This is a genomic window from Streptomyces sp. NPDC085937, from assembly GCF_044540535.1.
Lineage (GTDB): Bacteria > Actinomycetota > Actinomycetes > Streptomycetales > Streptomycetaceae > Streptomyces.
This window is the reverse complement of the sequence record NZ_JBITSH010000005.1, coordinates 394097-414716: the sequence shown is the minus strand read 5'-3', so window position 1 is coordinate 414716 and position 20620 is coordinate 394097. Positions and strand designations below refer to the sequence as shown.

The window sequence follows — 20620 nt, the reverse complement described above, 5'->3', positions numbered from 1 at the left end:
GCACCACATCTCCCCGGGGCTGCAGCGGGCTGGGGGCGGGCGCGTCTGGGCCCGCGCCCGCCCCTACCCGCCGTGGGGCTCACACCGGGGGGGGGGCCGCCCCCCCCCGGGGGGGGGGGGGGGGCACGGCCCCGCGTGCTCCGGTGGTGGGCGCGACGGCCGCCGGTCAGGACGCCGCCCCGACCGGAGGCGTCGTCAGGATCCCAGCACCGAGGTCAGGAACTCCCCGACCCAGCCCAGCAGGTCCCGGCCGACGAGCGGCTTCCCGCCCACCTTCGCCGTCTTCGGACGCGGCACCAGCACCTGGTGGGCGTTCGCCTTGATGACCGTGCCCGGGTACAGGCGCTTCAGCCGCAGCTCCTGCGACTCGCGCAGCTCCACCGGCGCGAACCGGATGTTGTTGCCCTGCAGCACGACCTCGCCGACCGCGCAGGCCCGGGCGAGCATCCTCAGGCCCGCCACCAGCAGCAGGTTCTCCACCGGCTCCGGCAGCTTGCCGTAGCGGTCGACCAGCTCCTCGCGGACGGCCTTGACGTCCTCCTCGGAGTTCGCGGAGGCGATCGCCCGGTACGCCTGGAGGCGCAGCCGCTCGCCGGGCGCGTAGTCGTGCGGGACGTGCGCGTCGACGGGCAGCTCGATCTTGACCTCGAGCGGCGGCTCCTCCTCGATCTCGCCGGTCTCCAGCTGGCGCCGGTAGTCGGCGACCGCCTCGCCGACCATCCGCACGTACAGGTCGAAGCCGACGCCCGCGATGTGGCCGGACTGCTCGCCGCCGAGCAGGTTGCCCGCGCCGCGGATCTCCAGGTCCTTCATCGCCACGTACATGCCGGCGCCCATCTCGGTGTGCTGGGCGATGGTCGCCAGCCGCTCGTGCGCGGTCTCCGTCAGCGGCTTCTCCGGCGGGTACAGGAAGTACGCGTACCCGCGCTCCCGGCCGCGGCCGACCCGGCCGCGCAGCTGGTGCAGCTGGCTGAGGCCGAAGTTGTCGCCGCGCTCCACGATCAGGGTGTTGGCGTTGGAGATGTCGATGCCGGACTCGACGATCGTCGTCGACACCAGCACGTCGAACTTCTTCTCCCAGAAGTCGACGACGACCTGTTCGAGCGCCTGCTCCGACATCTGGCCGTGCGCGGTCGCGATGCGCGCCTCGGGCACGATCTCACGCAGCCTCGCCGCCGCCCGGTCGATGGACTCGACCCGGTTGTGGATGTAGAAGACCTGGCCCTCGCGCAGCAGCTCACGGCGGATGGCGGCGCCGATCTGCTTCTGCTCGTAGGGGCCGACGAAGGTGAGCACCGGGTGGCGCTCCTCCGGCGGGGTCGTGATCGTCGACATCTCGCGGATGCCGGTGACCGCCATCTCCAGGGTGCGCGGGATGGGGGTGGCGGACATGGTCAGCACGTCGACGTTGGCGCGCAGCTTCTTCAGCTGCTCCTTGTGCTCGACGCCGAACCGCTGCTCCTCGTCGACGATGACCAGGCCCAGGTCCTTGAACTTGGTCTCGGAGGAGAACAGCCGGTGCGTGCCGATGACGACGTCCACCGAGCCCTCCCGCAGGCCCTCCAGGACCGCCTTGGCCTCGGTGTCCGTCTGGAAGCGGGACAGCGCCTTCACGGTCACCGGGAACTGCGCGTACCGCTCGCTGAACGTCCCGAAGTGCTGCTGCACCAGCAGCGTGGTGGGGACGAGGACGGCGACCTGCTTGCCGTCCTGGACGGCCTTGAACGCGGCCCGCACCGCGATCTCCGTCTTGCCGTAGCCGACGTCGCCGCAGATCAGGCGGTCCATCGGGACCGACTTCTCCATGTCCTCCTTGACTTCGGCGATCGTGGTGAGCTGGTCGGGCGTCTCCGCGTAGGGGAAGGCGTCCTCCAGCTCGCGCTGCCAGGGCGTGTCGCCGCCGAAGGCGTGCCCCGGGGCGGCCATGCGGGCGCTGTACAGCTTGATCAGGTCGGCGGCGATCTCCTTGACGGCCTTCTTGGCGCGCGCCTTGGTCTTGGTCCAGTCGGCGCCGCCGAGCCGGTGCAGGGTGGGCGCCTCGCCGCCGACGTACTTGGTGATCTGCTCCAGCTGGTCGGTGGGGATGTACAGCCGGTCGCCGGGCTGGCCGCGCTTGGCGGGGGCGTACTCCACGACCAGGTACTCGCGGGTGGCGCCCTGCACGGTGCGCTGCACCATCTCGATGTAGCGGCCCACGCCGTGCTGCTCGTGGACGATGTGGTCGCCCGCCTCGAGGGTGAGCGGGTCGATGGTCTTGCGGCGCCGGGCGGGCATCCGGGCGCCCTCGCGGCCGGACGCCTTCTGGCCGGTGAGGTCGGTCTCGGTGAGCACGGCGAGCTTGAGCACCGGGTCGATGAAGCCGTGGTCGATGCAGCCGCAGGAGACGTGCACGACGGACGGGGTGAGCTCGCCCAGGTCGCCGTCCAGGCGGGCGGCGATGCCCTCGCCGCCGAGCACCTCGACGGTGCGGGACGCCGGCCCCTGCCCCTCGGTGACGTAGACCGCGCGCCAGCCGTCGGCGAGCCAGCCCTTGGTGTCGGCGAGCGCCCGCGCGGTGTCGCCCCGGTAGGTCTCCGGGGCGTGCATGCCGAGCTTGAGGGTGTCGCCGTCGAGCTCCTCGTCGGCGGCGAACGGGGACACCGTCCACCACATCATGTCCAGCTCGCGGGCCCGGTCCCGGACGTCGGCGAGGGCCCACAGGGAGGCCGCGCCGACGTCGATGGGCGCCTCGCCGCCGCCGGCGGTGGCCGCCCAGGAGGCCTGGAGGAACTCCTGCGAGGTGGCGACCAGGTCGGACGCGCGCGTGCGCACCCGCTCCGGGTCGCACACCACGGCCATGGCGCCCTTGGGCAGCACGTCCAGCAGCAGTTCCATGTCGTCGACGAGGACCGGGGCGAGGGACTCCATGCCCTCCACCGCGATGCCCTCGGCGATCTTGCCGAGCAGTTCGCCCAGTTCGGGGTGTTCCTCGGCGAGGGCGGCGGCCCGCTCCCGGACCTGGGGCGTCAGCAGCAGCTCACGGCAGGGCGGGGCCCACAGGCCGTGTTCGGCGACCTCCAGGGAGCGCTGGTCGGCGACCTTGAAGTAGCGGATCTCCTCGACGTCGTCGCCCCAGAACTCCACCCGAAGGGGGTGTTCCTCGGTGGGCGGGAACACGTCGAGGATGCCGCCGCGCACGGCGAACTCGCCGCGCTTCTCGACCAGCTCCACGCGCGCGTACGCGGCGGCGGCGAGGGCTTCGACGATCTCGTTCAGATCGGCGCTCTGTCCGCTGCGCAGCGCGACGGGCTCCAGGTCGCCCAGGCCCTTGACCTGCGGCTGGAGCACGGAACGCACGGGTGCGACGACGACGGAGACCGGGCCGGTCTCGGGGTCGTCGGGGCGCGGGTGGGCCAGGCGCCGCAGGACGGCGAGGCGGCGGCCGACGGTGTCGCTGCGGGGGCTGAGCCGCTCGTGCGGGAGCGTCTCCCACGACGGGTACTCCACGATGCCCTCGGACGGCAGCAACGAGCGCAGGGCGGCCGCCAGGTCCTCCGCCTCGCGCCCGGTCGCCGTCACGGCCAGCACGGGGCGGCCGGTGTCCCGGGCCAGGGCGGCGACCGCGAAGGGACGGGCCGCGGGCGGACCGACCAGGTCGACGTGCATGCGGTTGCCGTCGGTGGCGGCCGTGACCGCTTCCGCGAGGGCGGTGTCCTTGACGACGGCGTCGAGCAGACCGTGCAGGCTCATGCGGGGCGGAGATCCCTTCCGGGGTGTGCAACACGACGGGCCCGACGCGCGCCGCGGGCCGGGGGTGTCCAGGGTACGTCGCCCCGCCCACGGCCGCCGGGGCTGTGGACAACCACGAGTACCCGGGTCGGGGCGCACGCACCGGCGCCGGGAAGTCCTGATGCGGACTTCCCGGCGCCGGTCTCCCCGCAACCCCCGTGTGCGGTGACCGGGCGGCCCCCCGTGCGGGGGCCAGGCGGGGACCCCCATGTGCGGGGGTCCGCGCCCCTAGTCGGTGGCGATGGCGTTCAGGACGTTCATCCGGCCGGCCCGGAAGGCCGGGACCAGCGCGGCGAACAGGCCGACGAAGGCCGACCCGACGAACACGCCGGCGATCGTGGGCCAGGGGATGTCGAGGACCTTCAGGCCCTCCAGGGCGAGCAGCTGCTGCGCGGTGGCGCCCCAGCCGAGGCCCAGTCCGAGACCCAGCAGGGCACCGAAGAGGGCGATCACGACCGACTCCATGCGGATCATGCGGCGCAGCTGGCGGCGCGAGAGGCCGATGGCCCGCATCAGGCCGATCTCCCTGGTGCGCTCCACCACCGACAGGGCCAGGGTGTTCACCACGCCGAGGACCGCGACGACGATCGCCAGGGCCAGCAGGCCGTAGACCATGTTCAGCAGCTGGCCGATCTGGTCCTGCAGGGCCTCCTTGTAGTCGGTCTGGTCGCGCACCTGGTACTGCGGGAAGCCGTCCAGCGACTCCTTGAGCGCCGCGTAGGCGGCGTCCTTCTGTCCGTCCTCGGCCGAGACGAAGACCAGCTGGTCCAGCGGCATCTTCGCGGCCGGGACGTGCCGGGCGAGGGTGTCGATGGACGTGTACATCGCGCCCGCGTCGACCACGCCCTCGCTGCTGGTGATCGCGCGGACCGTCAGGGAGCCGGTCGTGCCGTCCTCGAAGGCGACCTCGATCTTCGAGCCGAGGGTGACGTCGTGGTCCTTCGCGAAGTTCTCGTGCACGGACATCGATCCGGGCAGGTAGGCGTCCTCGAGCTTGCCGGCGACGGTCTCGACCCGCAGGTCGGTGGCGTACGTCGGGTCGGCGGCGGTGATCGCGGTGTCGTCGCTGGTCTTCCCGTCGGGCGTGGTGAAGTCGGCCTGGGTCCACTTGTACTCGGTGACCCGGGCCACGCCCGGTGTCGACCGCACGGCCTCGACGGCCTCCGGGGTGACCAGCTGCCCCTGGTCGTTCTGGATGATGAAGTCCGTGCCGACCGCCTTGTCGAGTTCCTCGCCGGCCGAGGCGACCATGGAGGAGCCGACCACGGACAGGCACGCCACCAGCGCGAGCCCGATCATCAGCGCGGCGCCGGTGGCGCCGGTGCGGCGCGGGTTGCGCAGGGCGTTGCGTTCGGCCATGCGGCCCACGGGGCCGAAGGCACGCAGCAGGACCGCGCCGAGGACCCGGACCACGCCGCTCGCGAGCACCGGGCCGACGACGACGAAGCCGATGAGGGACAGCACCACGCCCAGGCCCAGCCAGAGCGAGCCCTCGGTGGCCTTGTCCGCGCTGCCCGCCAGGTAGAGGGTGTAGCCGCCGGCGCCGGTGAGGACCAGGCCGGTCAGGCCCCGGATGCGGCCGGCCTTGGCGTCGGCCGGGGTGCCGGCGTCGCGCAGCGCGGCCATCGGGGAGATCTTCCCGGCCCGCCGGGCGGGCAGGTAGGCGGCGAGGACGGTGACGACCACGCCGAGGAGCAGGCCGAGCGCGGGGGTGGTCCAGGCGATCGTGAGGTCGCCGGTGGACAGCTCCATGCCCATGAGACCCATCAGCTTCATCAGGCCGACCGCGAGGCCGATACCCGCGCCGACGCCGAGGACCGATCCGACGACGCCGAGCAGCAGCGCCTCGATCAGCACGGACCGGTTGACCTGCTTGCGGGAGGAGCCGATGGCCCGCATCAGACCGATCTCCCGGGTGCGCTGGGCGACCAGCATGGAGAAGGTGTTGATGATCAGGAAGATGCCGACGAGGAAGGCGATCCCGGCGAAGCCGAGCATCGCGTACTTCAGGACGCCCATGAAGTCGCCGACGCTCTCCTTGTTGGCGTCCGCGCTCTCCTTGGCGGTCTGCACCTTGTAGTCGGTGCCGAGCGCGGTCAGGACGTTGCGCTTCAGCTGGTCGTCGCTGACGCCGGCCGCGGCGGTGACGTTGACGTTGGTGTAGACGCCGCTCTCGCCGACCAGGGCCCGCTGGGCGGTCGCCGTGTCCAGGAAGAAGATCGCGGCACCGGGGTTGGTGACGGTGAAGTCGGCGATGCCGGAGATCTTCGCGGTGTGGGTGCCGAGGGCGCTGATCACGCCGATCTCGTCGCCGAGCGCCAGGTGGTGCTTGTCGGCGGTGTCGGCGTCGACCATGATCTGGTCCGCGCCCCTGGGGGCCGCACCGTCGGTGATCTCCATGGTGCGGGCGTCGTTGGCGTTCCAGCTGCCGACGATGGTCGGGCCGCCGCTGGTGGGCGAGAGGCTGTCCTTGTCGCCGTCGACGACGGTCACGGAGGTGGAGAACACCGCGCCCTCGGCCGACTTCACGCCCTGCGCGCCGCGCACCTGGTCGACCACGGCCGCCGGGATCACCGGCGGCCTGCCGTTGCCGGCGGTCGTCTCGCCGCCGTCGTCGGCGTCCTTGGAGCTGACGGTGACGTCCGAGGAGGTCGCCGCGAACAGCTTGTCGAAGGTGGTGCCCATGGTGTCCGTGAACACCAGCGTCCCGCAGACGAACGCGACCGACAGCAGCACCGCCACCGCGGACAGCGCCATGCGTCCCTTGTGCGCGAGGAAGTTGCGCATCGAGGTCTTGAGCACGGTCATGACGTGCGCCCCCGGGCGTCGAAGTCCTTCATGCGGTCCAGGACCTGCTCGGCGGTGGGCTGGAGCATCTCGTCGACGATGCGGCCGTCGGCGAGGTACAGCACCCGGTCCGCGTAGGAGGCGGCGACGGGGTCGTGGGTGACCATCACGATGGTCTGGCCCAGCTCGTCGACCGAGCGGCGCAGGAAGCCCAGCACCTCGGCGCCGGCGCGGGAGTCGAGGTTGCCGGTCGGCTCGTCACCGAAGATGATCTCCGGCCGGGCGGCCAGCGCCCGCGCCACGGCGACCCGTTGCTGCTGGCCGCCGGAGAGCTGCGTCGGCCGGTGCTTGAGCCGCCCGGCGAGGCCGACGGTCTCCACCACCCGGTCCAGCCACTTCTGGTCGGGCTTGCGGCCGGCGATGTCCATGGGGAGCGTGATGTTCTCGAGCGCGTTGAGCGTCGGGAGCAGGTTGAACGCCTGGAAGATGAAGCCGATCCGGTCGCGGCGCAGCCGGGTGAGCTTCTTGTCCTTGAGCCCGGTGATCTCGGTGTCGTCCAGGTAGATCTGACCGCTCGTCACGGTGTCGAGCCCGGCGAGGCAGTGCATCAGCGTGGACTTGCCGGACCCCGAGGGGCCCATGATCGCGGTGAACTGTCCGCGGGCGATGTCCACGTCGACGTGGTCCAGGGCGACGACGCGGGTCTCCCCCGACCCGTACGCCTTCACGACCTGCCGCGCCCGCGCGGCAACGGCCGTAGTCCCTCCAGTACCCCCGTGCCTGGGAATGGTCACAGCCGTTGTCACGGTATGTCTCCTATGTCAGTCGTCAAGGCAGAGCGGTGCCCCGGCGGACCGCCCTGGTCCTCGGCGGCCGCCTGCGCGTCGTGCTCGGTGCGTGGTGCTCGGTGCGTGCTTCAGTCTCGCGGCGGGAGGGGGTTCGGCGCGCTGGTGTTCAGCGCAGTCTTTCCCTGAGGAAAACCCCACCCCCGGTGCTGTGCTCCGCCACCCCCCGGCGGCGTAAAGCCAGGTTAAGGACGGAGCCGGCCCCCTTGCGTCCTCCGGCGGTACGACCCCTCCCCGAGCCGTAGTACGGAGGTGCCCCTAGGGGCTCTCCCCCCTGGGGCTGAGTACGTCTCGGGGTCGCCTCCTCCCTCCGGTGCGCCCGGACTCCTCCTCGCCGCCCCGTCCGGGCGCCCACCGCCGGCACGCCCAGACTTCCCCCTGCCGCCGCGTCAGGGTCAAGCGCACCCCCACCCAGGGGCGGGCCGGGAAACCCGGGAACGGCGCAAAAGTCGGAGTTAATCCGGGTAACACCCCAGCTCAGGGCCTGTGCCGCCGACGTAAGCGCATACCGGCCGGCCAGTTCGGCCAAACCGTCGCGCAGGCCACTACGCGCGAGTAACGTGCGGGCTCCGCTCCCCACCCCCCTCCCTGCGGTCCCTACCCGGACCCGAACCGCGCAAGGAGCACGGGATGCCCGCCGACCCCTGGCCGAACCCCCGCCACCCCCGACGCCCGTACGACCCGCACCCCCACCCCGGCTCCCCGTACGCCGGCCCTCCCCACGTCTCCCCCATCCACCGCACCTACCCCTGGCAGCCGCCGGCCCCGCCCCCGCCCAGGCCGCACCGGGCACCCCGGCACGCCCCGCTGGGACACCACAGCGACCTGCGCCGGCTGCGCGGCGCCTACCGGTGGCAGCGCCGCACCGCCACCCTCACCGCGCTCGGCTACTTCGTCCTCTTTCTCGTGCTGTCGGCGTTCGCGCCGTCCTTCATGACCGGCACCGTCACCGACGGCCTCCCCACCGGTCTGCTGCTCGCCCTGATCCAGGTCCCCGTCACCTGGCTGGCCGTCGCCCTGTACGAGGGGACCGCGCGGCGCCGCGTCGACCCGCTCGCCGACCTGATCCGCCGCCAGGCGGCCGTCGACGCACGGCGGGAGGCGACGCGATGAGCCCGCGGTTCGGCGAGTCCGCGCAGACCATGTCCCTGGTGGGCTTCTCCGCCGTCGCCACGATCACCCTGCTGCTGTGCGTGATGACCGGCCCCGACCGGGACGACCTCGACGAGTTCTACACCGGCTACGGCTCCCTCTCCCCCCTGCGCAACGGCCTGGCCATCGCCGGGGACTACATCTCCGCGGCGACCGTCCTGGGCACCGGCGGTGTCATCGCGCTGTTCGGCCACGACGGGATCGTGCTCGCCCTGAGCACCGCCCTGTCCCTGATGCTGCTGATGTTCCTGCTGGCCGAACCCCTGCGCAACGCGGGCCGGTTCACCATGGGCGACGCGCTGGCCCGCCGCATGCCGGGCGGCCGCGCGGTCCGTGTCACCGCCAGCGTCGTCACCCTCGCCGCGCTGCTGCCGCTGATGCTGGTGCAGCTCGCCGGCACCGGGCAGCTCATGGGGTTCATCCTGGGCTTCTCCGGCGAGTCCCTGCAGACCGGCTGCATCGTCGGCGTAGGCGCGCTGATGATCAGCTACGCGGCGATCGGCGGCATGAAGGGCACCGCCCTCATCCAGATCCTGAAGATCGTGCTGCTGCTCGGCTCCGGTCTCGTGGTCGCCGCGCTGATCCTGCGCCGCTACGGCTGGGACCCGGGCGCCCTCTTCGACGCGGCCGCCGCGAACAGCGGTACCGGCGACGCCTTCCTCACCTCCGGACTGCAGTTCGCCGGCGGCGTGAGCCCCGGCATCGACATGATCAGCTCCCACCTCACGGTGGTCCTCGGCGGTGCCTGCCTGCCCCACATCACCATGCGCATGTACACCGCCTCCAGCGCCCGCCAGGTGCGCCGCTCGATGTCCTGGGCGGTGTCGGGGGTGGCGCTGTTCGTGCTGGTCATCACCGTCGTCGGCTTCGGCGCGACCGCCCTGCTCGGGCGGGCCGCGGTCGCCCGGGCGGACCCGCGCGGGAACACCGCCTACCTGCTCGGCTCACGCGCCGTGTTCGGCGCGGAGGTGTCCACCGCGGAGACCGTCCTGTTCACCACGGTCACCACGGCGATCTTCCTGACCGTCCTCGCCTCCGTCGCCGGGATGATCCTGGCCTGCGCCAACTCCCTGGCCCACGACGTCTTCGCGGCCCGCGTCCGCGCGATGACACCGCGCCGCGAGATGCTGCTGGCGCGGCTGTCCGCCGTGGCCGTCGGCGTCCCCGCGATCCTGCTGGCCACCCTGGTGCAGCACCACAGCCTGCACCCGCTGATCACGCTGTCCTTCTGCCTGGGCGCCTCCGCCATCGCGCCGGCCCTCGTCTACAGCCTCTTCTGGCGCCGCTACACCCGGACGGGCCTGCTCGCGACCCTCATCGGCGGGACCCTCTGCGTCCTGGTGCTGATGCCGGGCACCAACCTGGTCTCCGGCTCGCCCGTCGCCGCCTTCCCCGACGCCGACTTCAACTGGTTCCCCTTCACCACCACCGGCCTGCTCTCCATCCCCGTGGGCTTCCTCTGCGGCTGGCTCGGCACCGTGGCCTCCGGCCGCGCCCGCGCGGAGGAACAGCGCCGCCAGTACGAGGCGGTGGAGGGCTGGATCCTCGCCGGGGCCGTCCGCAGAAGGCCCTGACACCCCGCCGGCCCCGGCCGTCACTCCACCGCACGGCCCGTCAGCGCGCTGAGGCTGGCGCACACGTGATCCATCTGCGCCTGCACGTCCTCCCGCCGGCCGGCGTGCTCGCGCAGCACCCGCTCGGTCTCCCGCTCCACGCCCTCCACGCGGGTGCGCGCCTCGGCCAGCACCTCCGCCGCCCGCTCCCGCGCCTCCTCCGCGCACCGCACGGCCGCCTCCTCCGCGTCGGCGAACACCTGCCGCGCCTCGGCCAGCACCCGCTCGGCGCGCGCCTCCGCCTCCGAGTGCCGGGCCTCCATCTCGGCCACCCGCGCGGCCTCCTCGCGCGCCACCTCGTCCAGCCGTTCCGCCTGCGCACCCGCCTCCTCGGCGAGCATCTCCGAGGTGCGCTCACGCATCCGGCGCACCTCCGCCAGCGCCCGGGAGCGCCGCTCCTTGACCTCCAGCCGGGCCTCGATGCGGATCTCGTCGGCCTCCTCGCGGGCCGCGGCCAGCCGCTCCCGGGCGAACTCGTCGGCGACGGCACGCAGCGCGGCGGCGTAGGCCCGCGCCGCTTCCTCCACCCCGGCGGCGTCGTCGCGCGCCAGGTCCGTCAGGTCCCGCGCGTGCTGCCGCGCGGACTCCCGTACGGCCGTCGCCTCCTCCAGCGCCAGCAGGAACAGCCGCCTGGCGCCGTTCCCGAGCGACTCGTACGTCTGCTCCGACAGGCCCGCCACCAGCACCCGCAGCCGCTCCAGCTCCTCCTCCATCTCGCGGGCCAGCACGGTGAGGCGCGCCGCCCGTTCCCAGGCGGCGTCCCGGTCGTCCGACAGCGCCTCGACGTACGCGATCACCTGCAACGGGCGGTACCCGCGCCCCCGTACGATCTCGAATCCCCGTGACGACACCGATGCGCTGCTCACCCTGGAACCCCTTCCACCGACGGACATGAAGCCCAGTACGACGACCGAGCCCGAAATGGGATGAATCGCGCACATCTTGATGGATGACACGGAAGTGTTCATAACGCGACACTCCGCTTGACGGCCCCGAGACGCGGGACCGGAGAGGGCCTCGGGGGCTCACCCGCGGGCGGGCAGACGAAAGCCGGGCCCGGTCGTCGGACGACGACCGGGCCCGGCCACGGGTGTGCTCCCTCAGCGGCGGCGGCTCACAGCAGCCCGTCCCACATCTCCTCCAGCAGCACCGACCACCAGCTCTCCGGCGACCCCAGCGCCGCCGGGTCCAGCGCGGCCAGCTGCGCCTGGAAGTCGACGGTCCAGCGGCCCGCCTGCTCCTGGTTCAGTCCGAACCGCAGCCGCCACATCCGGCCCAGCAGCGCCAGGCACCGCGCGAACTCCGGCAGACCGGTGTTCACGAACTGCGGCGGCACGGCCGTACCGCCCGGACCGGCCTCCACAGGCACCGCGACGATGTTCGCCGTGCCGTACTGCACGCAGAGCGCCTTGCCGAAGTCGCTGCCCATCACCAGGTACGAACCCGCGTCCGGCGCCGGCTGCACCGCCCGCTCAGCCGCCAGCTCGGCCAGCGTCGGCACCGGACGGCCCGGCTGGGCCTGCGCCCAGAAGAACGGCCCCAGGTCCATCGGCAGACCCGCCGTCACCAGCGTCTGCGCCACGACCGGCGGCACACCCTGCCGGGACACCGCCGCCTGCTCGAACCGGAACACCCCCGGCCCGAACGCGGCGGCCAGCTCCTGCGCGATCGCCTCCGGCGGGATCGGCGGGGCCGGCTGCACCGGCGGGATCGGCGCCCGCACCGGCGCCGGACGCGCGGGCCCGTCCGCCACCTGGTGCAGCTCGCCCTGGTGGGCGAGGAGCTGCCGCATGCCCTGCTGCCGGCTCGCGTGGTCGGTGCCGTAGGGCGCGATGGACGTGATCCGCGCCTGCGGCCACTGCTCGCGGATCATCCGCGCGCAGTACGCGCCCGGCAGCTCGCACGACTCCAGCTCCGTGTGCAGCTCCAGCACCTGGCCGGGCGGCACGTTCATGGCGCGCAGCTCGTGGAAGATCTGCCACTCCGGGTGCGGCGTGCCCGGCGCGGACCGCCGGATCAGCTGCTGCTCCGAGCCGTCCTGCGCGCGGTAGCGCAGCACGGCCTGGTAGCCGGGGCCCACGGTCGGCTGACCGGTGGGCTGCTGCGGATAGCCGTACGCCTGCGGCTGCCCCGGTGCGGGAACGCCGGGCGGGGGCGTCCCGGGAGGCACGGCACCGGGAACCATCGGCGGCGCGCCGCCGGGAACACCGGGCGCACCGGGGGGCGCCGGGGGCGGGGGCACGCCGGGACCGCCGACCGGGGGCGCGGCCAGCACCGTCTCCGCGTGGTGCACCGGCGGGGTGCCGGGCGGACCGGGAGGCTGAGGAGCGCCAGGCTGCCCGGGCGGACCGGGAGGCTGAGGGACACCCGGAGCACCCGGAGCACCCGGAGTGCCGGGCACGCCGGGGGCTGCCGGGGGCGGTCCCGGAGGCGTGGGCGCACCGGCACCCGGGGCGTTGGGGTCGGCGAGCATCGTCGCGGCGTGGTGCATCCCGCCGGGCGGTGTACCGCCGGGCGCGTTCGGCGCACCGGGCGGAGGCGGCGTCGGGGCGCCCGGGGCGGGCGCGCCCGGCGGAGGCGGCGTGGGCGTCCCGGGTCCCTCCGGACCCAGCGACGACACCATCTGCGTCGGCACGTAACCGCCCGCAGGACCCGGCGCGGGGGTGCCACCCGGGCGGGTGCCCGGCGTCCCCGGAGCGCCCGGGGGCGGCGGGGTCGTCGGGCCCTGACCGCGCCTCGGCGGGGCCGCCTTGCTGGTCGCGGCGTCGGCGATGTCACCGGCGTCCGGCGCGGGCGGCCGCTGCGGCACACCCGGAACCGCCGGCGGCGGCACGGGAGCGCCCGGCGCGGGGGTACCGGGAGCCGGGGTGCCCGGCGCGGGAGTACCGGGAGCCGGGGTGCCGGGCGCGGGAGTACCGGGAGCCGGGGTGCCGGGCGCGGGAGTACCGGGAGCCGGGGTGCCGGGCGCGGGAGTACCCGCCTGGGTGGGGGGCGGCGGCGTGGCCTGCCCCGCACCGCCGTCCGGGAGCGCCGGGGCGACCGCCGTCGCCGGGAGCCCGCTGCCGCCCGACATCAGCGTCGTCCGCGCCTCGGGCGTCGCCGGACCGTCCCCGGCCGGCTCGCTCAGCTGCGGCGCGAACACCGTCTCCGGCAGCGGCACGGAACGGTCCTCGCCCGCGTCCGCCGTGGTGTCCGTACCGGCCCACGGCGTGCCCACGTCCGGGCCGCTCCCGCCGGCCGCCGGCCACGCGGCACCGCTGCCGTCACCGGACGGGGAACCGCCCGGCGCGGAACCCGCCGTACCGGAACCCGCCGGCGCGGCGGAGTCGTGCGCGGAATCCGCGGCGTGCCCGGAGCCGGCGGGCCCCGCGGCCCGCCCCGCACCCGCCGCCGACGACGACGCCCAACCGGCGTCCGGAGCCGCCGAAGGCGCCGGCACCGCCGCCCCCGCGGACCCGGCCCCCGCCGACCCGCCGCCGGACCCGCCGGCCGTCCCACCGCCCGACGTCTCCGAACGCCGGTCCGGGATGCCCAGCCGGTCCGCGGCCTCCTGCAGCCACTCCGGCGGACTCAGCAGGAACGACGTCTGGTTCAGGTCCACCCGCGCCGCCGGCGCCGGCGGCGGCTCCTCGGCCGCCGACTCGTCACGCCCGTACTCCTCCTCGTACCGGCGGATCACCTCACCCACCGGCAGCGACGGCCACAGCGTCGCCTCACCGCTGTCCCGGGCGATCACCAGCCGCTGCGCACCACCGTCCGAACGGGGCCCGTCCGCACGGTCCTCCGCCCACACCACGAACCCGAGGCCGAACTCCCGCACCCGCACCTCACGGTGCTGGTACGCCGGCACGTCCCCGTTGACCCACTCCTCCGCGCGCTCCTGCGCCTGCGCGAACGTCACCATCGCTACGACTCACTCCCCCGCGGAAGAAACCGGGACGGCACGCGCGAACCCGCCGTCCACCATCAGATTCGCCACCGTCTCCAACTCCGGAGGAGACCCCGCGAGCCGCGACAGGAACACGTCGAAATCCTCACCGCAGGGCAGCAGCAGCCGCTCCACCCGCTCCGCCGGCGGCCACGACGCATCCACGTCCCGCACGTCGTCGTACGCGCAGAACCACACCGAACCCTGCCGCTCGCCCCGCACCTTCACGGCCAACAGACCGCCCTGCACGAACGCCACGCACAGGTAGTCCTTCGTCAGATGGTCCCGCAGACACTTGTTCACGTACACCAGGTCGTTCACCGCGGCCTCGTCCCGCACCGTGAAGAACGGCTGGTCCACCAGCAGACCCAGCTCCGCGTCCAGCGCCGTACCCACCGGCGCGCAGCCGCCCGCCGCCTTCAGGAACGACCGGTACGCGCCCGGCAGCCGGTACCCGAGGTCCTCCTCGACCCCCAGCACCTGCGACTCCGTCACCGCCACACCCGACTTCGGCAGACCGAAGTGCGCCGGACGCGTCTCCTGCAACGGCCGCGTGCCCCGCTTGCCGTGGTCCACCGCCGCCGTCGCCACACCGCCGTGATGCCGCAGCAGCGCCTTCACCTCGACCGGCACCAGCTCCAGACGGCGCGTCCCCGCCACGTGATGCCACGTCCAGCCGTGCGGCGTCGCCACCGCCGGCACCGTGTCCCACAACTCGTGACCCGTCGCCGCCAGCGCCGCGTTCGCCGACACGTAGTCCGTCAGCCGCAGCTCGTCGACACCGAAACCCTCCGGCGGATCCGCGATCTCCACGGCCGCGCGCGCGTAGGGCGAGAAAACGGGGTAGCCGCGCTCGTCCACCCGCACCCCTCTCGGGTGACGGGCCGCCCGCACCGGATCCGGGAAGTGCACGACCTGCCCGGCGTAGGCCGCGTTCGGCGGCGCGGCGGTCTGCCCGAGCCGACCTGTCGTCATGGCGGTTGCCCCCTGCGGCACTCTGTACGCCCCGCCCCGGCCCACCGTCGGACCGTCACGGAACGTATGCGACTGTCACGTCCGTCTGCACTGCTTCTGCCTCCGCGACCCCCGGCGCCCGCACACGGGAACGCCGCCGGATCGCGGTGCCGACAGCCTATGCGGTACGCCTCCGCCGGTCACCGGCACCGGTCACCCGCCCCTCCGCTTCCGTGACCCGTCGTCACCCTGCCGTGACAGCCCGCCCCCGCCCTGGCGTGTCGCCCCGCCCCAGCTTCCCCAGCCGCCACCCGATTTGGCACTCTGTGACCACCGGGGGGATGCTCGGGAGGGGATGACGATCATGAACGCGACGCAGACGGGGACGCACACCGGACCAACCGGCGGCCCCCACTCCGGCGACCCCCGCGTCGGCTGGAGCGCCACCGACACCACCCCGGCGCCCGCCCTCCTCCACCGCCGCGACGGCATCCTCCCCACCATCGCCGCCGCCCTCTCCGTCCGCGGCGCCACCCTCACCGGCACCGCCGCCCGCGGCGACACACCCCCCGCGCTCCACCCCCTCGTGCAGGACTTCCTCGACACCCTCACCAGCGACCAGCGCGACCGCTTCACCGGGCGCTGCGCCGAAACGATCCTCATCTCCCGGCACATCGCCACCGCCGACGCCGCCCGCAGCAAACGCGCCGCCCGCAAACCCATGACCAACGGCGAGGCCCGCAAGGCCCTCAAGCACGCCAAACTCACCACCCGCCGCATCCGCGAGGACGGCGACCCCCTCCACGGCAGCTACGCCGCCCCCTGCCGCGCCTGCACCGCCCTCACCGCCCACTTCGGCGTCCGCACGGTCGACCCCGCCGTCACCGACGGCTGAACCACCCCCCGCACCACCACACGACCTCGACGAACGAAGGGCCGATGCACACCGACCGCACCTCGACCACCAGGTTCGCCGTCCCCGTCGACGCCGCACTGCGCGCCGCCGGATGGCATCCCGGACGCTGGGACATCAAACAGGCCGAGGTCTGGGCCGACACCCTCCGCGACCACACCTCGCCCGCCGGACACCGGCACACCGTCTTCCCCGCCGCCGTCGAGGCCTGGGCCGAATTCGGCGGACTCCACATCCGGCCCACCGGACCCGGCCGCCAGGTCGCCCCCACCGCACTCCACCTCGACCCGCTGCACGGCCTCCACCTCGCCCGCACCCTCGGCGACCTCGGCCGCGCCCTGGACACCGAGGTCTGCCCCCTCGGCGCCGAGACCGACAGCCAGGCACTCCTCGCCATCGACGCACAGGGCCGCGTCTACGCCCTCGACCACACCGGCGACTGGTACCTCGGCCCCGACATCGACCACGCCCTCGCCACCCTGGTCTCCGGCATCCAGCCCCAACGCCTCACCGCGGGCTGACCCCCACCGCGAGCCCCCCACCCCGGGCCGCCCCCGCCGCACCACGGCGCCCTACGACGCCGGAATCACCGCCGACACCCGGAAACCCCCCGCGTCCGTCGGCCCCGACACGAACACCCCGCCCAGCGCGGACACCCGCTCCCGCATCCCCACCAGACCGTTGCCACCCGACGGCAGCCCCGCCGACGACCCCACCCCCGACGGCGGCTCGTTCTCCACCTGCATCGCGATCTCCGACACCCGGTGCGCCAGACGCACATACGTCTTCGCACCCGCCGCATGCTTGTGGACGTTCGTCAACGCCTCCTGCACCACCCGGTACGCCGTCGCCTCCACCTCCGGCGCGTACGACCGGTACTCCCCCTCCACCGACAGATCGACCACCATCCCCGCCGCGGCCGACTGCCCCACCAACTCGTCGATCTCCGACAACGACGGCCCCTCGACCGCCTCCTGCTCCACCACCCGCGACGCCGCGGCCGCCGCCGCCACACCCACCGCCGCCAGCGGCACCGACGCCCCCCGCGCCCGCGACCGCACGGCATCCCCGCCCGCCCGCAGCACCCCGAGCATCTCCCGCAGCTCCGTCAACGCCTGCCGGCCCATGTCCCCCACCAGCGCGGCGTTCTTCACCGCCTTCTCCGGATCCTTACGGGCCACCGCCTGCAACGCCGCCGCGTGCACCACCATCAGACTCACCCGGTGCGCCACCACGTCGTGCATCTCCCGCGCGATCCGGGTCCGCTCCTCACCCCGCGCCCACTCCGCGCGCTCCTCCGCCCGCTCCGCGAGCAACTGAAGCTCCCGCTCCAGACTGTCCGCCCGCTCCCGCAGACTCTCCATCAGCCGCCGCCGCGCCCCGACATACAGCCCCAGCAGCACCGGCGGAGCCGTCACACCCAGCGCCATCGTCACCGACGCGAACGGCACCAGCCAGTCACCGACGTCCACGTCCCCCCGCGCGATGTCCTGCCGCATCCGCACGAACATCACGATCAGCACACCCACCGACTGCATCCCCGCCAGCGACCCGATGATCCGGCGCGGCAGATCCGACGCGGCCAGCGAGTACAGCCCCACGATCCCCAGCAGGAACCCCATCGCCGCCGGCGTCACCGCGATCGCCACCAGCACCACCGCGATCGGCCACCGGCGCCGCACCAGCAGCACCGAACCGGCCGCCAGCCCGAACAGCACCCCCACCGCGACCGGGATGCCCGCCTCCCAGGCGAACGGCACCCCCTCGAACCCGCACTCCAGCGCGGACACCACCGCGAGCCCCACATCGAGCACGGCACTGCGCCGCCGCTCCCACCACCAGGGCCCTCCCCGGGCCGTCACATGGTCTTCCCCCGTCGTGGTCATGCCCCCAGCCTAAAGGCGCGCCCAGCCCCATTTCCGGGGAGTTTTCACCTCGGCGACGGACCACACCGAGTGACCGGTCGGCCGCGATACGCCCCACAATCCCCCGAACTACTGAATCGCTCACCGTTCGAGGCGGGAACCCACCATTCCGCCCGGACGGTATGCCCATGGCACATCCGACCAGCACATACGCCGACTTCGAAGGCCTGCGCGAGCAGGCCGTCGCCCTTCGGCGCGCGGGCCTCAGCCGACGCCAGATCCGCGACCGCCTCCACGTCGACAACAACGACATCCTCAACCGCCTCCTCCAAGGCGAACCGGTCCCGGACTGGACCAAACGCCCCAACGCCAAGGACGACCTGCGGGCCAAGGCCCGCGAGCTACGCCTGAAGGGCTGGACCTACGACCGGATCCAGGTCGAGCTGGGCTGCTCCAAGAGCTCGATCTCCCTGTGGGTGCGGGACCTGCCGAAGCCGGAGCGGCGCCCACCCTCGGAGCAGGCGCGGCTGGCGGGTCGCATGCGCTGGGAGCACGAACTAGCGGTGCGGGACGAACAGCGCCGGCAGACCAAGGAGGCCGCAGCGCAGGAGATCGGCCCGCTGTCCGACCGTGACCTCTTCCTCGCAGGCGTGGCCCTGTATTGGGCCGAGGGCGCGAAGGACAAGCCCTACGACCGGCGGGAGAACGTCCTCTTCGTGAACAGCGACCCCGGCGTGATCAAGCTTTACCTGGCTTGGCTCGACCTGCTCGGCGTCGAGCCGGACCGCCTGCGGTACCGCTTGATGATCCACGTGACCGCCGACGTGGAGGGCGCGAAACGGTACTGGGCGGATCTGGTCGGCGTGGACGTCTCCGTGTTCCAGAAGACGACCATCAAGAAGCACAACCCGGCGACCGTCCGGAAGAACGTCGGCGACACCTATCGCGGCTGTCTGGTCGTCCGGGTGTCACAAGGGGCCGACCTGTACCGGCGCATCGAAGGCTGGTGGACAGGAATGGTCTCCGGGATCACCACACCACCCGCCTCGGGTAAGGTCTGACGCAGCCATCCGCCATGGGGTAACTGGTAGCCCGCGAGCCTTTGAAGCTCTGTAGTGCTGGTTCGAATCCAGCTGGCGGAGCTGCATGGTTCGGGTCCTGACCGGTCACTGGTCAGGACCCGCTCTCATGTCCCCCCGGAAACACCCCGGTATCCTGCGGATGTCCATCCCCCCACCTCCAACACAGCCGAAGGGCATCCCGTGAGCGCCAATCGCCCGGCAGCCGTAGTCGTTCTCGCAGCGGGTGAGGGCACCCGTATGAAGTCGGCCACACCGAAGGTCCTGCACGACATCTGTGGCCGTTCCCTGGTGGGCCACGTACTCGCCGCCGCCGGTGAACTGGACCCGGCGAGCCTCGTCGTGGTCGTGGGTCACGCCCGCGAGAAGGTGACCGCCCATCTCGCCGAGGTCGCCCCCGAGGTGCGTACCGCCGTGCAGGCGGAGCAGAACGGCACGGGGCACGCCGTGCGGATGGGTCTGGAGGAGCTGGGCGGTTCCGTGGACGGGACCGTGGTGGTGGTGTGCGGTGACACCCCGCTGCTGACCGGTGAGACGCTGCGCCGGCTGTCGGAGACGCATGTGGCGGACGGCAACGCGGTGACGGTGCTGACGGCGGAGATGCCGGACGCGACGGGCTACGGGCGCATCGTGCGGGACGGCTCGGGCGCGGTGACCGCGATCGTGGAGCACAAGGACGCGTCCGACGAGGTGCGGGCGATCCGGGAGATCAACTCGGGTGTGTTCGCGTTCGACGGCGCCCTGTTGGCGGACGCGCTGAAGAAGGTGCGGACGGACAACAGCCAGGGCGAGGAGTATCTGACGGACGTGCTGGGGATCCTGCGTGAGGCGGGGCACCGGGTGGGTGCGTCGGTGGCGGGTGATCACCGGGAGATCGCGGGGATCAACAACCGTGTGCAGCTGGCGGAGGCGCGGCGGATCCTGAACGAGCGGCTGCTGACGGCGGCGATGATGTCGGGCGTGACGGTGGTGGATCCGGCGTCGACGTGGGTGGACGTGACGGTGACGTTCGAGCAGGACGTCGTGGTGCATCCGGGGACGCAGCTGCATGGTGCGACGCATCTGGCGGAGGGCTGCGAGGTGGGTCCGAACACGCGGCTGACGGACACCCGGGTGGGTGCCGGGGCGCGGGTGGACAACACGGTGTCGATGGGTGCCGAGGTGGGTCCGGAGGCGTCGGTGGGTCCGTTCGCGTATCTGCGTCCGGGGACGCGGCTGGCGCGCAAGGGCAAGATCGGTACGTACGTGGAGACGAAGAACGCGTCGATCGGTGAGGGGACGAAGATCCCGCACCTGTCGTATGTGGGCGATGCCACGATCGGCGAGTTCTCGAACATCGGTGCGGCGAGTGTGTTCGTCAATTACGACGGACAGGACAAACATCACACGACGGTCGGGTCGCACTGCCGGACCGGGTCGGACAACATGTTTGTGGCTCCTGTCACGGTCGGCGACGGCGCCTACACGGCCGCGGGCTCGGTCATCACGAAGGATGTGCCGCCCGGTTCGCTGGCGGTGGCCCGCGGCCAGCAGCGGAACATCGAGGGCTGGGTGGCGCGCAAGCGTCCCGGGAGTGCTGCCGCGAAGGCCGCGGAGGCGGCGTCGCGGGAGCAGGCCGGCGAGGACTGACCGGAGAGCGTTCCGTCCGGGACGGCGTACCGTGATAGGTGCAGATGCGCACCCCCACCAGCTGAGAAACCTCTGAGGAGACAGTGC

Annotated in this window: 13 protein-coding genes and 1 tRNA gene; 7 read left to right on the top strand and 7 right to left on the bottom strand. The window is 73.1% G+C overall.

What is annotated here, in order from left to right; all coding sequences use genetic code 11:
- Positions 1-195 precede the first annotated feature (195 nt).
- The 3 genes from mfd to ACIF8S_RS14545 all read right to left on the bottom strand — a co-directional run bounded on the left by mfd (position 196) and on the right by ACIF8S_RS14545 (position 7361).
- Positions 196-3729, bottom strand: coding sequence for a transcription-repair coupling factor (gene mfd, locus ACIF8S_RS14555; protein WP_399999449.1), 3534 nt, complete (start codon positions 3727-3729; stop codon positions 196-198).
- A gap of 267 nt (positions 3730-3996) precedes the next feature.
- On the bottom strand, positions 3997-6576 hold the full coding sequence (locus ACIF8S_RS14550) for an ABC transporter permease (protein ID WP_399999447.1): 2580 nt from the start codon (positions 6574-6576) through the stop codon (positions 3997-3999).
- On the bottom strand, positions 6573-7361 hold the full coding sequence (locus ACIF8S_RS14545) for an ABC transporter ATP-binding protein (protein ID WP_399999445.1): 789 nt from the start codon (positions 7359-7361) through the stop codon (positions 6573-6575). Before ACIF8S_RS14545 ends, ACIF8S_RS14550 begins: the two co-directional genes overlap by 4 nt.
- A gap of 669 nt (positions 7362-8030) precedes the next feature.
- Here ACIF8S_RS14545 and ACIF8S_RS14540 point away from each other — a divergent pair.
- Both ACIF8S_RS14540 and ACIF8S_RS14535 read left to right on the top strand, forming a co-directional pair.
- Positions 8031-8513, top strand: coding sequence for a DUF485 domain-containing protein (locus ACIF8S_RS14540; RefSeq protein ID WP_399999444.1), 483 nt, complete (start codon positions 8031-8033; stop codon positions 8511-8513).
- Positions 8510-10126, top strand: a complete 1617-nt coding sequence (locus ACIF8S_RS14535; RefSeq protein WP_399999443.1) for a cation acetate symporter — start codon at positions 8510-8512, stop codon at positions 10124-10126. Before ACIF8S_RS14540 ends, ACIF8S_RS14535 begins: the two co-directional genes overlap by 4 nt.
- A 20-nt stretch (positions 10127-10146) precedes the next feature.
- Here the strand turns inward: ACIF8S_RS14535 and ACIF8S_RS14530 are convergent, their stop codons facing one another.
- The 3 genes from ACIF8S_RS14530 to ACIF8S_RS14520 all read right to left on the bottom strand — a co-directional run bounded on the left by ACIF8S_RS14530 (position 10147) and on the right by ACIF8S_RS14520 (position 15068).
- Complete coding sequence (locus ACIF8S_RS14530) at positions 10147-11031, bottom strand: cellulose-binding protein (RefSeq protein WP_399999442.1); 885 nt, start codon at positions 11029-11031, stop codon at positions 10147-10149.
- Between the two features lie 248 nt (positions 11032-11279).
- Positions 11280-14069, bottom strand: coding sequence for an SUKH-4 family immunity protein (locus ACIF8S_RS14525; RefSeq protein ID WP_399999440.1), 2790 nt, complete (start codon positions 14067-14069; stop codon positions 11280-11282).
- Between the two features lie 9 nt (positions 14070-14078).
- On the bottom strand, positions 14079-15068 hold the full coding sequence (locus ACIF8S_RS14520; protein WP_399999438.1) for an SMI1/KNR4 family protein: 990 nt from the start codon (positions 15066-15068) through the stop codon (positions 14079-14081).
- A 343-nt stretch (positions 15069-15411) separates the two neighbouring features.
- Here ACIF8S_RS14520 and ACIF8S_RS14515 point away from each other — a divergent pair, with 343 nt between their 5' ends.
- Positions 15412-15942: a YwqJ-related putative deaminase gene (locus ACIF8S_RS14515; RefSeq protein WP_399999437.1), complete on the top strand. Its 531-nt coding sequence runs from the start codon at positions 15412-15414 to the stop codon at positions 15940-15942.
- Between the two features lie 44 nt (positions 15943-15986).
- The gene (locus ACIF8S_RS14510; protein WP_399999435.1) at positions 15987-16481 is read left to right on the top strand and encodes an SUKH-3 domain-containing protein; all 495 of its coding nucleotides are present in this window, start codon (positions 15987-15989) and stop codon (positions 16479-16481) included.
- A 51-nt stretch (positions 16482-16532) separates the two neighbouring features.
- Here ACIF8S_RS14510 and ACIF8S_RS14505 read toward each other — a convergent pair whose 3' ends face one another.
- Positions 16533-17846, bottom strand: a complete 1314-nt coding sequence (locus ACIF8S_RS14505; RefSeq protein ID WP_399999434.1) for a sensor histidine kinase — start codon at positions 17844-17846, stop codon at positions 16533-16535.
- 167 nt (positions 17847-18013) lie between these two features.
- Between ACIF8S_RS14505 and ACIF8S_RS14500 the strand changes: the two genes are divergently transcribed.
- The 3 genes from ACIF8S_RS14500 (at position 18014) to glmU (ending at position 20533) form a co-directional block, all read left to right on the top strand.
- Positions 18014-18886, top strand: a complete 873-nt coding sequence (locus ACIF8S_RS14500) for a hypothetical protein (protein ID WP_399999433.1) — start codon at positions 18014-18016, stop codon at positions 18884-18886.
- A gap of 8 nt (positions 18887-18894) precedes the next feature.
- Positions 18895-18967 (top strand) — tRNA-Gln (locus ACIF8S_RS14495).
- 120 nt (positions 18968-19087) lie between these two features.
- A complete protein-coding gene (glmU, locus tag ACIF8S_RS14490) occupies positions 19088-20533 on the top strand; it encodes a bifunctional UDP-N-acetylglucosamine diphosphorylase/glucosamine-1-phosphate N-acetyltransferase GlmU (RefSeq protein WP_399999432.1) in 1446 nt (481 codons plus the stop codon).
- Positions 20534-20620 lie beyond the last annotated feature (87 nt).